Source organism: Micromonospora musae, from assembly GCF_003626545.1.
Taxonomy (GTDB): Bacteria; Actinomycetota; Actinomycetes; order Mycobacteriales; family Micromonosporaceae; genus Micromonospora; species Micromonospora musae.
In genome coordinates this window covers 193,446-207,530 of sequence record NZ_RAZS01000004.1, presented here as the reverse complement: position 1 = coordinate 207,530, position 14,085 = coordinate 193,446, and the positions used below count along the sequence as shown (strand labels likewise).

The 14,085-nt window shown below is 74.2% G+C and carries 12 protein-coding genes and 1 riboswitch; of the genes, 9 read left to right on the top strand and 3 right to left on the bottom strand.

What is annotated here, in order from left to right; all coding sequences use genetic code 11:
• Positions 1 to 20 precede the first annotated feature (20 nt).
• The gene (locus tag D7147_RS12755) at positions 21 to 2,477 is read left to right on the top strand and encodes a DNA translocase FtsK (RefSeq protein ID WP_120677108.1); all 2,457 of its coding nucleotides are present in this window, start codon (positions 21 to 23) and stop codon (positions 2,475 to 2,477) included.
• The gene (locus tag D7147_RS12750; protein WP_120677812.1) at positions 2,470 to 2,847 is read left to right on the top strand and encodes a VOC family protein; all 378 of its coding nucleotides are present in this window, start codon (positions 2,470 to 2,472) and stop codon (positions 2,845 to 2,847) included. The genes D7147_RS12755 and D7147_RS12750 overlap by 8 nt, the downstream gene beginning before the upstream one ends.
• A gap of 66 nt (positions 2,848 to 2,913) precedes the next feature.
• On the opposite strand, the gene D7147_RS12745 is transcribed toward D7147_RS12750, so the two are convergent.
• Together D7147_RS12745 and D7147_RS12740 are read right to left on the bottom strand one after the other, a co-directional pair.
• The gene (locus tag D7147_RS12745; RefSeq protein WP_120677106.1) at positions 2,914 to 3,159 is read right to left on the bottom strand and encodes a hypothetical protein; all 246 of its coding nucleotides are present in this window, start codon (positions 3,157 to 3,159) and stop codon (positions 2,914 to 2,916) included.
• Positions 3,160 to 3,300: 141 nt separating this feature from the next.
• Positions 3,301 to 3,615, bottom strand: a complete 315-nt coding sequence (locus tag D7147_RS12740; RefSeq protein ID WP_120677104.1) for a DMT family transporter — start codon at positions 3,613 to 3,615, stop codon at positions 3,301 to 3,303.
• Positions 3,616 to 3,675: 60 nt separating this feature from the next.
• A riboswitch (guanidine-III (ykkC-III) riboswitch) is annotated at positions 3,676 to 3,742 on the bottom strand.
• A 121-nt stretch (positions 3,743 to 3,863) separates the two neighbouring features.
• Here D7147_RS12740 and D7147_RS12735 point away from each other — a divergent pair.
• From D7147_RS12735 to pspM, 7 genes are all read left to right on the top strand, one after another.
• Complete coding sequence (locus tag D7147_RS12735; RefSeq protein ID WP_120677102.1) at positions 3,864 to 4,787, top strand: ornithine cyclodeaminase family protein; 924 nt, start codon at positions 3,864 to 3,866, stop codon at positions 4,785 to 4,787.
• Between the two features lie 106 nt (positions 4,788 to 4,893).
• Complete coding sequence (gene rimO, locus D7147_RS12730) at positions 4,894 to 6,399, top strand: 30S ribosomal protein S12 methylthiotransferase RimO (protein WP_120677100.1); 1,506 nt, start codon at positions 4,894 to 4,896, stop codon at positions 6,397 to 6,399.
• Between the two features lie 77 nt (positions 6,400 to 6,476).
• Positions 6,477 to 7,076: a CDP-diacylglycerol--glycerol-3-phosphate 3-phosphatidyltransferase gene (pgsA, locus tag D7147_RS12725; RefSeq protein WP_120677099.1), complete on the top strand. Its 600-nt coding sequence runs from the start codon at positions 6,477 to 6,479 to the stop codon at positions 7,074 to 7,076.
• Between the two features lie 125 nt (positions 7,077 to 7,201).
• Positions 7,202 to 7,750, top strand: a complete 549-nt coding sequence (locus D7147_RS12720) for a CinA family protein (protein ID WP_120677097.1) — start codon at positions 7,202 to 7,204, stop codon at positions 7,748 to 7,750.
• Between the two features lie 261 nt (positions 7,751 to 8,011).
• Positions 8,012 to 8,467 carry a helix-turn-helix domain-containing protein gene (locus D7147_RS12715; protein ID WP_120677095.1) on the top strand — a complete coding sequence of 152 codons (456 nt, stop codon included), beginning with the start codon at positions 8,012 to 8,014 and terminating at the stop codon, positions 8,465 to 8,467.
• A gap of 196 nt (positions 8,468 to 8,663) precedes the next feature.
• Entirely contained in the window at positions 8,664 to 9,524 is an 861-nt protein-coding gene (locus D7147_RS12710) for a PspA/IM30 family protein (RefSeq protein WP_120677093.1), read from the top strand.
• Positions 9,525 to 9,547: 23 nt separating this feature from the next.
• A complete protein-coding gene (gene pspM / locus D7147_RS12705) occupies positions 9,548 to 10,333 on the top strand; it encodes a phage shock envelope stress response protein PspM (RefSeq protein WP_120677091.1) in 786 nt (261 codons plus the stop codon).
• 97 nt (positions 10,334 to 10,430) lie between these two features.
• Here pspM and D7147_RS12700 read toward each other — a convergent pair whose 3' ends face one another.
• Entirely contained in the window at positions 10,431 to 14,081 is a 3,651-nt protein-coding gene (locus D7147_RS12700) for a hypothetical protein (RefSeq protein WP_120677089.1), read from the bottom strand.
• Positions 14,082 to 14,085: the final 4 nt, after the last annotated feature.

Here is a 14,085-nt window from a genome sequence, read left to right as displayed (position 1 = left end):
CGCGCCGTTACGGTGATGCTATGGCGGGCCGTACCTCTCAGGCGAGCCGGCGGCGCGGCGCGTCGCCGCGCGGTGCGACGAACAACCGCGCACGTCAACCGGCGAAGAAGACCCGGACCCCGGTGCGCCGCCGAACCCGGCCTGCCCGCCCCAGCCCCGCCGTCTACGTCGGACGCGCGGTCGGTGCGCTGTGGATGGGTCTGGCGCACGGCATGGGGTGGGCCGTCCGGGCCGCCGGTCGCCAGGCGGCCTCGGCCCGGGAACTCGACCCGGAGCACCGCCGCGACGGGGCCGGGCTGCTGCTCTTCGGCCTCGCACTGCTCAGCGCCGTGGGGATCTGGTTCTCCGGCGCCGGCCCGGTGGGGGAGCGGCTGGCCGACACCGTCCGGCTCTTCCTGGGCGCGATCGCCGTCGTGGTGCCGGTGCTGCTGGGGATCGGCGCCTGGCGGCTGATGCGCCAGCCGGTCGATCCGCAGCACCGCGGCCGGGGGCTCGTCGGCTGGGGGTCGATGCTGCTCGCCACGGCCGCCATGCTGCACATCGGACAGGAGCCGGTCGACCCGGCGCAGCGCGACTACGCGGGCGGCTTGATCGGCGCGGGCATCGGCGGCCTGCTCGAGCGGGCGGTGACCGCCTGGGTGGCGATGCCGCTGCTCGTCCTGCTGCTCCTCTTCGGACTGCTGGTCGTCACCGCGACCCCGATCAACAAGATCCCGGAGCGGCTCGGGCTGCTGGCCGGCACGCTCGTCGCGCCGTCCACGAAGGAGGAGGAGGCCGAGGAGGCCCCGGCGAAGCCGGCCCGCAAGCGGCCGGCGAAGCGTACGCCCTCGCCCGTCGACCCGGACGACTTCGACGACCTGGACGGCGTCGACCTGCAGGAAACCCTCGTGCTGACCCGTACGCCCCCGACCAAGGTGCCGGTCAGTCGCAAGCCGGTGGAACCGCCGGAGCACTCGCCGCTGCCCACCCGGGCCGAGCAGCTCGCACTGACCGGGATGGCGGGCGACTACACGCTGCCCCCGGCGAACCTGCTCGGCAGCGGTGCGACGCCGAAGACCCGGAGCAAGGCGAACGACGAGGTGATCGCCGCGCTGACCGGGGTCTTCGAGCAGTTCGACGTGGACGCGGCGGTGACGGGCTTCACCCGGGGGCCGACGGTCACCCGGTACGAGGTGGAGCTGGGACCGGGCGTCAAGGTCGAGCGGATCACGCAGCTCTCCCGCAACATCGCGTACGCGGTCAAGTCACCGGACGTGCGGATCCTCAGCCCGATCCCGGGCAAGAGCGCGGTCGGGGTGGAGATCCCCAACACCGACCCGGAGAACGTGGCGCTCGGCGACGTGCTGCGCTCCCGGGCGGCCACCGGCGACCACCACCCGATGGTCGTGGCCCTCGGCAAGGACATCGAGGGCGGCTTCGTGGTGGCCAACCTCGCGAAGATGCCCCACATTCTGATCGCGGGGGCGACCGGCGCCGGTAAGTCGAGCTGCCTGAACTCGCTGCTGGTGTCGGTCCTGACCCGGGCCACTCCGGACGAGGTGCGGCTGCTGCTGATCGACCCGAAGCGGGTCGAGATGACCGGCTACGAGGGCATCCCGCACCTGGTCACGCCGATCGTGACCAACGCGAAGAAGGCGGCCGACTCGCTGGAGTGGGTCGTCCGCGAGATGGACATGCGCTACGACGACCTCGCCGCCAACGGGGTTCGGCACATCGACGACTTCAACCGCAAGGTGCGCAACGGCGAGATCAAGGCCCCGCCGGGCAGCGAACGGGAGATGCGGCCGTACCCGTACCTGCTGGTGATCGTGGACGAGCTGGCCGACCTCATGATGGTCGCGCCCCGGGACGTGGAGGATTCCGTCGTCCGGATCACCCAGCTCGCCCGGGCCGCGGGGATCCACCTGGTCCTCGCCACCCAGCGACCCTCGGTCGACGTGGTGACCGGCCTCATCAAGGCGAACGTGCCGTCCCGGCTCGCCTTCGCCACCTCGTCGCTGGCCGACTCGCGGGTCATCCTCGACCAGCCCGGCGCGGAGAAGCTGCTCGGCCGCGGTGACGGGCTCTTCCTGCCGATGGGCGCGTCGAAGCCGATCCGGATCCAGGGTGCCTGGGTCACCGAGCGTGAGATCGCCGACGTGGTCAAGTTCTGCAAGGACCAGCGTGAGCCGGAGTTCCGCTCGGACGTGCTGACCGTCGCGCAGGAGAGCAAGAAGAAGATCGACGAGGACATCGGCGACGATCTCGACCTGTTGTTGCAGGCGGTGGAGCTGGTGGTCACCTCGCAGTTCGGTTCCACCTCGATGTTGCAGCGCAAGCTGCGGGTGGGGTTCGCCAAGGCCGGCCGGCTGATGGACCTGATGGAGACGCGGGGCGTCGTCGGGCCCTCCGAGGGCTCCAAGGCCCGGGACGTGCTGATCAAGCCGGACGAGCTGGAGGAGGTCATGGCCGGCATCCGGGGCGGTGGCGATGAGTGACGCCCCGCTGGCGGAGGAGCTCTTCCCGATCCTCACCACCGGCGACCTGGCGGCGGCGCTGCGCTTCTACGGTGAGCTGCTCGGTGGCACGGTGAGCTACCGGTTCCCGGAGGAGGGCGAGCCGGTGTACGTCACGCTCCGCCTCGGCGCCGCGCAGCTCGGTCTCGGTCGGCAGGACGAGCCGGGCAGGCTGGAGAACGACCGGGTGACGCTCTGGGTGTACGTCGCCGACTGCGCGGCCGCGGTGCGGCGGCTACGCGCCGCCGGCGTCCGGGTGGTGGCCGAGCCGGCGGCGCAGCCGTGGGGGGAGCGGATGGCGGTCGTGCTCGACCCGGACGGCAACCGGGTGCTGGTGGCCGACCGGGGCTGACCGGCCCGGCCGGTGGATCAGCGCGGGGGGCCCGCCGGTCGACCGACGGGCCCGGAGCGGTGCGGTTCAGGAGTTGACGAGCGCGGCGAAGAGCAGCATGCCGAGGAGCGCGCCGACAACGCTCGCCGCTGCGGCGTACCAGCCGAGCGGCTTGTCGCCGAGCACCGCGCCGACGATGCCGAGGATCACGCCGAGCACGCCGAAGATCAGTGGCGGCAGGAAGATCGCGAGAACGGCGAAGACGAAGCCCAGGATGGTGCAGACGCGGGCCGCGCTGCTGCGCGGGCGGGCGGTGCTCGGAATGTCGGCCATGACGTCCTCCGGGGTGAGAGCCGTGACTGTCGGCCGATCACTACCCAGCCGGACCTCGATGTACTCATGCGGGCCGATGCCGGGCGGGTTACCCGGGACCGGTGGGGCGTTGCGGGCGGCCCGGCGGGGCGGCCGGTGCGCTCAGTGGAAGAACTTCAGACCGACCACGCCGGCGATCACCAGGAAGAGGCAGAGGATCCGGGGCAGGCTGGCCGATTCGTGCAGCGCGAGCATGCCGACCAGGGCGGTGCCCACCGCGCCGATACCGACCCACACCGCATAGCCGGTGCCGACGGGGATCTCGCGAAGCGCGTAGGCCAGGCCGCCCATGCTGAGGACCAGGGCGACCACGAAGATCACTGAGGGTACGAGCCGGCTGAGGCCGGCGCTGCGGTCCAGGGCGATCGCCCACGCCGTCTCGAGCAGTCCGGAGAGTACGAGCACGATCCAGGCCATTGCCGCCACCTTCGGTGAGCGCCCGGACCACCGGGGCCGGGACGAGTCGGTTTCACACTGATCGGGGCGTCTTGCCTGACCGGGTACGCCCACCGCTCGTCCGGGGCGGCCGCACGAGGGCCACCGGAGCCGAGGCTAGCACCGTGTGCCGGGCCGTGCCGGTGATCCGGGCGTCCGCGGGGTGGGGGCGCGAATCGGGCCGCGGAGGGTTGACTTGAACCTCGCTTCAGCTTGCAGTATTTGCGGTTATGACCCTCTTCTACTCCGACGCGGAGGTGTCTGCCGCGCTGGACGCCCCCACCACGGTCGATGCCATGCGGAGCGCCCTGCTGGCCGCGTACGACAGGCGGTTGACGGCCCCACCGCGGACCTCGGCGCCGCTCGGCGGCGGCCGGATGGTGTTGACCGCGGGTTGCCTCACCGGCGAGTGGTACGGCTACCGCTCGTACGACACCTTCGGTCACCCGGAGTCCCAGCAGCTCGTGGTGCTGCACGACGGGCGGACCGGCGCGGTGCGGGCGGTGGCGGTCGGCGAGGAGCTGGGATCCCGGCGCACCGGCGGCCTCGGCGCGGTGGCGGTCGACGTCCTGGCCCGTCCGGACGCCGAGACGGTCGGCGTGATCGGCTCCGGTCGGCAGGCCTGGACGCAGGTGTGGGCCACCGCCGCGGTACGCCCCCTGCGCGAGGTCACCGTCTACAGCCGCTCGGCTGCCCGGCGGGAGGCGTTCGCCGCCCGGGTCGGCGCCGAGCTGGGCGTGACAGCTCGGGCGGTGGGCGATCCGGCGAGCGCCGTCACCGGGCGGGACGTGGTGGTGCTCGCCACCACCAGCCCCACGTCGGTGCTCGACGCCGCCGACGTCTCGCCGGGCACGCACGTCAACGCCGTCGGGTTCAAACAGCAGGACCGCGCCGAGTTCGGGCCGGACCTGCTCGCCGCCGCCGACGTCCTGGCCACCGACTCACCGGCCCAGGCGCACGCGTACACCCCGCCCATGCTCGCGGCCGAGCCGCCGCACGTCGAGCGCCTGCACGACCTCGGGGCCGTGCTCGCCGGCGCCGTGCCCGGCCGGACCGCCCCGGAGCAGATCTCGGTCTTCTGCTCGGTCGGCCTCGCCGGCACCGAGGTCTTCCTCCTCGACCGCCTGGTCCGCGTCGGCGCGGCCACCGTCTGAGCCGCCGCCCGCGCCACGGTGCCCGACGGGGGCGGTGATCAATGGGCCGCTGCCGGCTCGGCGGGCCGCCGTTGGTGGGCGGCCCGCAGCGGCCCGGTACCCTCGGATGGTGTCTGCCACCTCTGCCACCTCCCCTGCCACCGACGGCCGCCGTGTAGCCCTGCTGACTCTGGGCTGTGCCCGCAACGAGGTCGACTCGGAGGAGCTCGCCGCCCGGCTGCACGCCGACGGCTGGCAGGTCACCACCGACGGTGAGGGCGCCGACGTGGTGCTCGTCAACACCTGCGGCTTCGTGGAGAAGGCCAAGCAGGATTCGATCCAGACCCTGCTCGCCGCCGCGGACACCGGCGCCAAGGTGGTGGCGGCCGGCTGCATGGCCGAGCGGTACGGCCGGGAGCTGGCCGAGAGCCTGCCGGAGGCGCAGGCGGTGCTCAGCTTCGACGACTACCCGGACATCGCCGCCCGCCTCGACGCGGTGCTCGCCGGCGAGCAGGTCGACGCGCACACCCCCCGCGACCGGCGTGAGCTGCTTCCGCTGACCCCGGTCAACCGCCGTACGGCGGCGGTGTCGCTGCCCGGCCACGGCACCCCGCTGCGGGCCGTCGTGGAGACCGACGAGCACACCCCCGCCCACCTGCGCCCGGTGCTGCGTCGCCGGCTGGAGAGCGGCCCGGTCGCCTCGCTCAAGCTGGCCAGCGGCTGCGACCGGCGCTGCGCGTTCTGCGCCATCCCCGCGTTCCGGGGTGCCTTCGTCTCGCGCACGCCCGACGAGCTGCTCGCCGAGGCCGAGTGGCTGGCCAAGACCGGCGTCCGTGAGCTGGTGCTGGTGAGTGAGAACTCCACCTCGTACGGCAAGGACCTGGGTGACCCCCGAGCGCTGGAGAAGCTGCTGCCGCAGCTCGCCGCGATCGACGGCATCGTCCGGGTGCGCGCGAGCTACCTCCAGCCGGCCGAGACCCGGCCCGGCCTGGTCGAGGCGATCGCCACGACGCCGGGCGTGGCGCCCTACTTCGACCTGTCGTTCCAGCACTCCAGCGAGCCGGTGCTGCGCCGGATGCGCCGGTTCGGCTCCACCGACCGGTTCCTCGAGCTGCTGGCCGGCGCCCGGGCGCTCGCGCCCGACGCGGGGGCCCGGAGCAACTTCATCGTCGGTTTCCCGGGCGAGACCCGCGCCGACGTGAACGAGCTCGTCCGGTTCCTCTCCGCGGCGCGGCTCGACGCGATCGGCATGTTCGACTACAGCGACGAGGACGGCACCGAGGCCGCCGGGCTGCCGGGCAAGGTCTCGGCCGCGACGATCAAGCGGCGGTACGACAAGCTCAGCGCGCTCGCCGACGAGCTCTGCGCCCAGCGGGCCGAGGAGCGGCTCGGCTCGACGGTCGAGGTGCTCGTCGACTCGGTCGAGGGCGGTGTCGTGGAGGGCCGGGCGGCCCACCAGGCGCCCGAGGTCGACGGCTCCACCACCCTGGTCGCCCCCGAGGAGGGTGGCGTCGACCTGGCGGCGCTGCGCCCCGGCGATCTGGTACGCGCCACGGTGACGGGCACCGAAGGAGTGGACCTGTTCGCCGTGCCGGATGGGATGATCTCGGCGGCGCCCGGCGCGGCACGGTGACGGCGGGCCCGGACGGAGCGGGGAGGCCACGTGGTGGGGTACGGGAGACGCCACGGCCGGCCGGGCGGAGTGCGGCGGTGACCGAGGCGACCGACTCCACGCCGGCCCGGGTGGCCCGCCCGGTGCCACTGCTCAACGCGGCCAACGCGCTCACCGCGCTGCGGTTGCTGCTCGTGCCGGTCTTCGCCGCCACGGTGGTCGCCTCCGCCATGACGCACGCCGGCTGGCGGATGGCCGCCTGCCTGATCTTCGCCTTCGCCTCGGTGACCGATCTGGTGGACGGCTGGATCGCGCGCCGGTTCGGGCTGGTCACCTCGGTCGGCAAGGTGGCCGACCCGATCGCCGACAAGGCGCTCACCGGCGCCGCCCTGGTGCTGCTCTCCTGGTACGACCGGCTGCCCTGGTGGGTGACCGCACTCATCCTCCTGCGTGAGCTGGGCATCACGGCGATGCGGTTCTGGGTGATCCGGCACGGAGTCATCGCGGCGAGCCGGGGCGGCAAGATCAAGACTGCGCTCCAGATCCTCGCCATCGCCTGGTACCTCTGGCCGATGCCGGCCGCTCTCGCCCCGGTCGGTCCGTGGATCATGGGGGCCGCCGTGGTGGTGACCGTGGCCACCGGCTTCGACTACCTGGCCCAGGCCGTGCGCCTGCGCCGCCCCCGTCCCGACGCCTGACCCCTCCCGCGCCCAGCCCCGGTGATCATGAGGTTGCCGGTCGGCAGCCTCGTGATCGACGGCGAGCGCCGAGGTCGGAGCGGGGGTCGGCGGTTGCTCGGCGGGAGCCGGGGAAGGATGGGGGCATGGAGAGCGACGCGAACGGGGAGCGGCCGGTCGGCAGCCCGGCGGCAGGGGTGGTGCACAGCCTCTCCCAGCGGAACGAGACGCTGGCGACGATCGAGTCGCTCACCGGTGGCCTGCTCTCCGCCTCGGTGGTCGAGATCGCGGGTGTGAGCGGGATCTACCGGGGCGGCCTGGTGGTCTACGCCACCGAGCTGAAGTCGGAGCTGGCCGACGTACCGGCCGAGCTGCTCGCCCAGCGTGGCCCCGTCGACCCCGACGTCGCGGTGGCGCTCGCCGAGGGCGGCCGGCGCCGCTGCCGCGCCGATTGGGGGCTGGCCACCACCGGGGTGGCGGGCCCGCAGCCGCAGGACGACAAGCCGGTCGGGCTGGTCTACGTGGCCGCGGGCGGGCCGAACGGCACCGCCGTGCGGCAGCTCGACCTGACCGGTGGCCGGGACCACATCCGCTCCGCCGCGGTTATCGAGGCGCTGCGGCTGCTCGCCGAGCGGATCCACGAGGCCGACGCCGCCGAGGCCGAGGCCGCCGAAGCCGACGCCGTCGCGGGCTGACGAGCCGACACCGACCGGCTGCGGACGCCGGCTGACGAGCCGACGCCGCTGCCGGGGCGGACGCCGACGCCCTCGCCGGCTGACGGGCCGAGGCCGGCCGGGTGTGCACACCGGCGCCGGCAATCCGACGGGCGGGGCGGGATGTCGCCGGGCCGGGTACCGGGTACCGTTGCGGAAAGGCTCCGTCGGTCGGTGCCGGTCTGGTCCGCCACGTTCGGCCCGTGAAGCCGGGAGACGTGCGGCCGGAGAGGGGGAGGTGCGATGGTCCTGCTACGCCGAGTGGTCGGGGACGCATTGCGGGCACGCCGGCAGGGGCAGCAACGCACCCTGCGTGAGGTCTCCTCCGCCGCCAACGTCAGCCTCGGTTACCTCTCCGAGATCGAGCGTGGCCAGAAGGAACCCTCCAGCGAGCTGCTGGCCGCCATCTGTGACGCGCTGGGCGCCCGCCTCTCCGAGCTGCTGCGTGAGGTGAGCGACACCGTCGCGCTCGCCGAGCAGATGCCGAACGTGCTGGTCCCCGTCCAGGACGAGCCGGCCGACTCCACGCCGGTCTCGCCGGCCGCGGCCGCCAAGGCCACCGGTCGGGCCGTACGCCAGGTCAGCTCCGACGGCACGGTCGCCGTCTCCGTCCGCCAGGACTCGCCGCTCAAGGCCACCCTGCGCAGCACCCGGGTCCGCCCCGCCGAGCGCGACCGCGACGTCGTCTGCGCCGCCTGAGTCTCCTTCGCAGCGCCGTAGCCGCCCTCGCGCGGTCCGCGTAGGGTTGATCGCAGACGGTGTCGGCCGCCTGCTCGCCGGTACGGGTGCCGGTCTGGCGCCCGCCTGGGACGATGGAGGAACTGCCGCGCCGGTGGTCCGTCGTCGCGTCCGGCTCGAGCAGGCGCAGCGACGCTACTGAGGGGATACCGCGGAGATGGCGAACCCGTTCGTCAAGGGGTGGAAGTACCTGATGGCGCTCTTCGGCGCCCGGATCGACGAGCACGCCGATCCGAAGGTCCAGATCCAGCAGGCCATCGAGGAGGCGCAGCGCCAGCACCAGGCCCTCGTCCAGCAGGCCGCCGCGGTGATCGGCAACCAGCGCCAGCTGGAGATGAAGCTCTCCCGGCAGATGTCCGAGGTCGAGCGCCTCCAGGCCAACGCCCGCCAGGCGCTGGTCCTCGCCGACCAGGCCCGCGCCCGGGGCGACGAGGCCGAGGCCGGGCGGTACGAGCAGAGTGCGCAGACCCTCGCCACCCAGCTCGTCGCCGCCGAGCAGTCCGCCGAGGACCTGAAGACCCTGCACGACCAGGCGCTCGCCGCAGCCGGGCAGGCCCGCCGCGCGGTGGAGAACAACTCGATGATCCTCCAGCAGCGTCTCGCCGAGCGCACCCGCCTGCTCAGCCAGCTGGAGCAGGCGAAGATGCAGGAGGGCGTGGCCCGCTCGCTGGAGTCGATGTCGGCGCTCACCGCGCCCGGCACCACCCCCTCGCTCGACGAGGTTCGCGACCGGATCGAGCGCCGTTACGCCAACGCGATGGGCCGCGCCGAGCTGGCTGGCAACTCGAACGAGGGGCGGATGCTCGAGATCCAGAAGGCGAGTCTCGACTCGGCGGGTTCGGCCCGGCTGGAGCAGATCCGCTCCAGCATGGCCGGCGAGCAGCTCGGCGCGCAGCGACAGAGCGCCGAGCAGTCCGCGCCTCCGGCGGCCGATCCGGCCGCCGCCGCCCGCCTCGACGAACTCCGCGCGACGATGGCCCGCGAACGGGGCACCGGGGACACCACCCCCGCCGGCTGAGCGGGCGGCCAGAGGAGGTCAGGGTGGCAGACGAGCGTACGCGGTACTTCCGGCGGCTGACCCGGCTTCGCCGGTCGGCGCGACGGTGGAGCGTGCTGGCCGGCGGCCTCGGGGGCGCCGCCGCCGTGCTGACCCCGTACGCCGGGCTCGGGCTGCCGGACGCGGCCTGGGCCGGTGCGGCGGGCAGCGCGGTGGCGCTCGCCGCCTGGCGCTGGATCGATCTGCGGGCCCTCGCCGCCCAGCCGGCGCCGCCGCCGGTCGACCCGGTCGAGGCCGCCGCCCGGTCCCGGGCCCGGCTGATCGCCGCCGTCGAGCGACTGCCGGCCGGATCCGGTGTGGTCGCCGAGGTACGCCGGGTGCGCGCCCGGGTGGCGCTGCGCGGCACCAGCGCGGCGCAGCTCTGGGCCCGGCTGGACCGGGCGACGCTCACCCTGGGCGGGATGACGCAGCGGTTGACCGGCCCGGCCGAGCCGGCCGTGCAGGAGGCCACCGCCGCCGACCGTTCGCTGCGGGAACTCGCGCACCGGGTGGCGAGTGTGGAGCGGGCGCTCCGGCTCGCCCCGGTCGACGCCCGGGCGCCGCTGGGCGACACACACCGGATCCTCACCGAACAGCTGGAGAGCGGAGTGGCCGCGTACGAGCGGCTCGTCGTCGCCGCGGCCGGCTACGTCGCCGAGGACGCCCGGCCGGACGCCCCGCACCCGGCCGCCGCCCGGCTGACCGAGGCGACCGACCTGCTGCACGGCGTCGCCGGGGCGTTGGCGGAGCTGCGTACCGCCGCCGACCCCCTCCGCACCCCGCTGCCCTGACCCCCCGGCCAGGTCCGGGCCACTCGTTCACGGAAAGAGTGGCTGTTCCACGCGGAATGAGCACTCTTTCAGTGAAAGTGCGGCACCCGATCCGGGGTCAGGACGGGGTGGTGATGGTGGCGGGGGCGGTGAAGGCGGAGCTGCCGACCACGTTGAACGCGCGGATCCGGTAGTGGTACGTGACGCCGCGGGCCAGCCCGGTGTTGGTGAAGCTCGGCCCGGTGACCGTGAACGTGGCGACCTCGCGGCTGAACGCGGGATCGACGGCGCGCTGGACGATGAACCCGGCGCCCGGACCGGGCGCGGTCCCCGGTGACCAGCCCAACAGCACCGTCGCCGTGTCCGGCCCGGGCGCGTCGGCGCCGACGGTCACCGTGGTCGGGGTCGCCGGAGCCGGCGGGGTGGTGACCGTGCCCACCGTCGACCAGGGCGAGGCGGCGCCGAGATAGGTCGTCCGCACCCGGTAGTAGTACGTGGTGTCCGGGGCGACCGCGGTGTCCAGGTGGTTGTCGCCCACCGCGATGGCGGTGGTGGCCGGTCCGCTGGTGAACGTCGGGTTGGTGGCCCGCTGCACGTCGATCCCGGTGGCGAAGGAGCGGTTCGACCAGCGCAGCGCGACCCGGAGCGGAGCGGCCGGTGGGATCGCCGCGGCGAGCCCGGCGGGGGCGGTGAGCCGCACCGATGCGGGCACGCTGTTCGACCAGGACGAGCAGCTCACGGCGTTCTCGGCCCGGATTCGGTAGTGGTAGGTGATTCCCGGGGTGACCGTGGCGTCGGTGTACCGGGTGGCGGTGGCCGCCACGGTGATCGTGGTGACCCCGGTGGTGAAGGCCGCGTCGGTGGCCCGTTGCAGCAGGTGGCTGGTGGCCGGTGGCCGCCCGCCGTTGCCGGTCCAGGTGAGGGCGATGGCGGGCAGCGCGGTGGCCGAGCCCGGCGCCGAGGTGGCGGTCAGCCCGGTGGGCGCCTTCGGCGAGACGCGGAGCACCAGCGGACGGTTCATCCCCAGGTCGCGGCGACTGCCGAGCTGGCTGTGCCAGCGGTACTCCCAGCCGAGGTTCACCAGCTGGTTCACGACCACCGCGGGCCGCCCGTCGAACGGGCTCACCGGGGTCGAGCCGGTGCGGGTGCCGGCCGGTCGTGTCGGGTCCAGCAGCCGGACACTGTCGCCGATCTTGAAGGGCAGGGTCGGGGCGACCGCACGCAGCGCGACGACCAGGTCCTCCCGGGGGTTGACCCGAACCACCTCCTTCCAGCCCAGCTCACCGGGCTCCGGCGGGCGGATCGTGCCATCCCACCCGACCCGGTTGACCACCTGCAGGTCGCAGCCGTCCAGACGCAGCGCCTCGGTCTGCCGGCTGCTGCCCACGATCCGCCAGAGCTGAGTGCCGTCGGCCGGGGCACCGATGGGCACCGCCGGGTCGGCCGCGAAGAGGATTTCGGTGGCCGGGTCGTCGGGGCCGAGCGGCAGCGTGGCGGGGGAGAGCGGCCCGGCGTGCGGGTGCGCCACGCCGAGCCGGCCGGCGGCCCGGCCGTACCCGGGCTCGAAGACCTGCTGCACGGCCTTCACCGCGATCGGAACCGCGACCGGCACGGCGCCGCCGGCCGGGGTGAAGGTCACCGTCGCGGCGTGCACCGGCACCACCGTCTCCCGGGGCGTGCGGGTGCCGATCGCCGCGTCGTAGGCCGGCTGCGGCACGATCGGCGGACGCTGGCTGGCCGCGTACGCCCGGGGCAGCCGCTCCCGCAGCCGGGCCAGGTCGTACGGGGCCGCCGGGGTGCCGCGTACGCGGAACTGGAGCAGGGTCCTTGTGTTCGGCCCGTACCCGGGGAGGGTGGGCGGTGAGCCGCCCTCGGTGGTGCGGTCGGGCGCGTCGGTGTGGTGGTCGTAGCGAGGGTCGAAGCCGGGCAGCGGGGCGGGGCAGTCGTTGTAGAGGATCAGCGTGCCGCCCGGTGGCACGGTCGAGAAGTCCACCACGACATCCGCGCGCTCGCCCGGGGCGAGCAGCAGCGCCTGCCCGTCGACGTTGAGCACCGTCGGATCGCGTCGGTCGTACCGGTAGCCGACCGGACGGTTGCGGATCACCACCGGCGCGGGCAGCAGGCCACCGTCGTTGCCGATCTGGATCAGCTCCGGCCCGGCCGCGCGCGGGTCGGGCACCCCGCCGTCGCGCCCGTCGGCCGGCCAGTCCACCGGCCGGCCGGGTGCCCGCGCCGCCGGCACCATCGGCACCTCGCCCGCGTCGGCGTCGAGCAGGCCGCCCTCGTCGTCCCACATCGGAGCGTCCGAGCCGGCCCGGTAGAGCTGCAGGTTGAGGCCGCGGTCCAGGCAGGCGTTGAGGATCCGGAACCGGTACGCCCGCGGCTCCACCTCCAGGTAGGGGTAGGCGACCCCGTTGACCAGTGGGGTGTCACCGAACGCTTCGGGAACCGCGCTGGGGTGCGGCACCCCCGGCGTCAACGGCGGCTCCTCGGCCGCGGCCACCGGGTCGTGGTGCGGGTTCGGCACCGGCCCGGGACGCGTCGAGCCTCCGTCCTGGTCGAGTTCGCGGTCGTCGTCGGCGACCCGCGACCAGGGCCCGTAGTCCCAGCGGCCGGTGGGGTTGGTCCCCTCGCCGCGGTACGGATTCTGCCGGGGCTGGTAGACGTGCGGGAACCAGAGGCTGCCGCGCGCTCCCCAGCGGTCCCGGTCCCAGGTCGGGTCCTCCGCGGCGAGCTGGGTGTCGTCCGGCACGAACGTCTTGTCCTGGATCACCAGTGGCAGCTCGTCGCCGGGGAGCACCCCGTCGGCCACGAGCTGTTCCTCGACCGGGTCGGTGAGCAGGTAGAGCGCGAGCTGCCCGGAGTAGACGGTCAGCCGGGACAGGCCCAGGGTGTTGTCGTGGAACCACAGGAGCCGGCCGCTCTGCTCGTTCGGGTAGTAGAGCGTGGTGGCGCCGGTGCCGGGTGGTGGCATGTCCGGCACGTGGTTCAGGCACACGCCCGTCGGGTACGGGGTGATCTCGCCGGCCGGCGTGACCCACTGCAGCGGGTTGCCCGCGCTGATCCAGCCGGTCTGGGCGCCCGCGAGGTGCAGCACGGCCCGGTTCTGCGGGTACGGTGCCGGGCCGTCCAACGGCCCGAGGCCGGCGCCCTCGACGGACTCGTCGACCGGCAGGAAGAGTTCGCCGGCCCGGCCGGTGGGGAGCTGGTTGATGAACTTGATCCGCACCGGTCGGCCGCGCCGGGCGCGGATCAGCGGGCCGAGGTGCCATGGACGGCCCGGCGGCGCCACGGTGTTGTGCCCGGACCGGTCGGTACCGAGGTTGAGCTGCCGGTAACCCCGCAACCGGGTGGCGGGCAGGTCCCGGTGCAGCCGCTGCGCGTACTGCTGCAGGCCGATCTCGTAGTAGTCGCAGCCGGGGTAGGTGATGGTGTCCGGCACCGCCACCGGCAGGTAGCCGCCCAACTCGGTGCGGTGCAGCGGACCCGGCCCGGGCAGCGCGTCGACGAACTTGCGCAGGCCGGTGCCGGGCAGCACCTTGCCGTCGGGCTCGCGGATCGGCAGCGGGCTGCGGGCGAAGTTCGGCACCGGACCGAAGCAGCGCGGGACGGCGGCGGGATCCAGGCTGGCCGGTGCGGCCGTGACCGTCTCCTCGGCGGCGCGGGCCGTCGGGACGGTCGTCGCCGCACCGTTGTCGGCGGAGCGGTCGGTGCCGCCGCGCGTCGCCCGCTCCGCCCAGCTGGTCCGGAGTCTGCGGAACATCGCCATGGCT

Excerpts from the sequence above, each read along its gene's own strand:
- D7147_RS12755 (WP_120677108.1), top strand. The coding sequence starts at position 21 with ATGGCGGGCCGTACCTCTCAGGCGAGCCGGCGGCGCGGCGCGTCGCCG.
- D7147_RS12750 (WP_120677812.1), top strand. The coding sequence starts at position 2,470 with ATGAGTGACGCCCCGCTGGCGGAGGAGCTCTTCCCGATCCTCACCACC.
- D7147_RS12745 (WP_120677106.1), bottom strand. The coding sequence starts at position 3,159 with ATGGCCGACATTCCGAGCACCGCCCGCCCGCGCAGCAGCGCGGCCCGC.
- D7147_RS12740 (WP_120677104.1), bottom strand. The coding sequence starts at position 3,615 with ATGGCCTGGATCGTGCTCGTACTCTCCGGACTGCTCGAGACGGCGTGG.
- D7147_RS12735 (WP_120677102.1), top strand. The coding sequence starts at position 3,864 with ATGACCCTCTTCTACTCCGACGCGGAGGTGTCTGCCGCGCTGGACGCC.
- rimO (WP_120677100.1), top strand. The coding sequence starts at position 4,894 with ATGGTGTCTGCCACCTCTGCCACCTCCCCTGCCACCGACGGCCGCCGT.
- D7147_RS12720 (WP_120677097.1), top strand. The coding sequence starts at position 7,202 with ATGGAGAGCGACGCGAACGGGGAGCGGCCGGTCGGCAGCCCGGCGGCA.
- D7147_RS12715 (WP_120677095.1), top strand. The coding sequence starts at position 8,012 with ATGGTCCTGCTACGCCGAGTGGTCGGGGACGCATTGCGGGCACGCCGG.
- D7147_RS12710 (WP_120677093.1), top strand. The coding sequence starts at position 8,664 with ATGGCGAACCCGTTCGTCAAGGGGTGGAAGTACCTGATGGCGCTCTTC.
- D7147_RS12700 (WP_120677089.1), bottom strand. The coding sequence starts at position 14,081 with ATGGCGATGTTCCGCAGACTCCGGACCAGCTGGGCGGAGCGGGCGACG.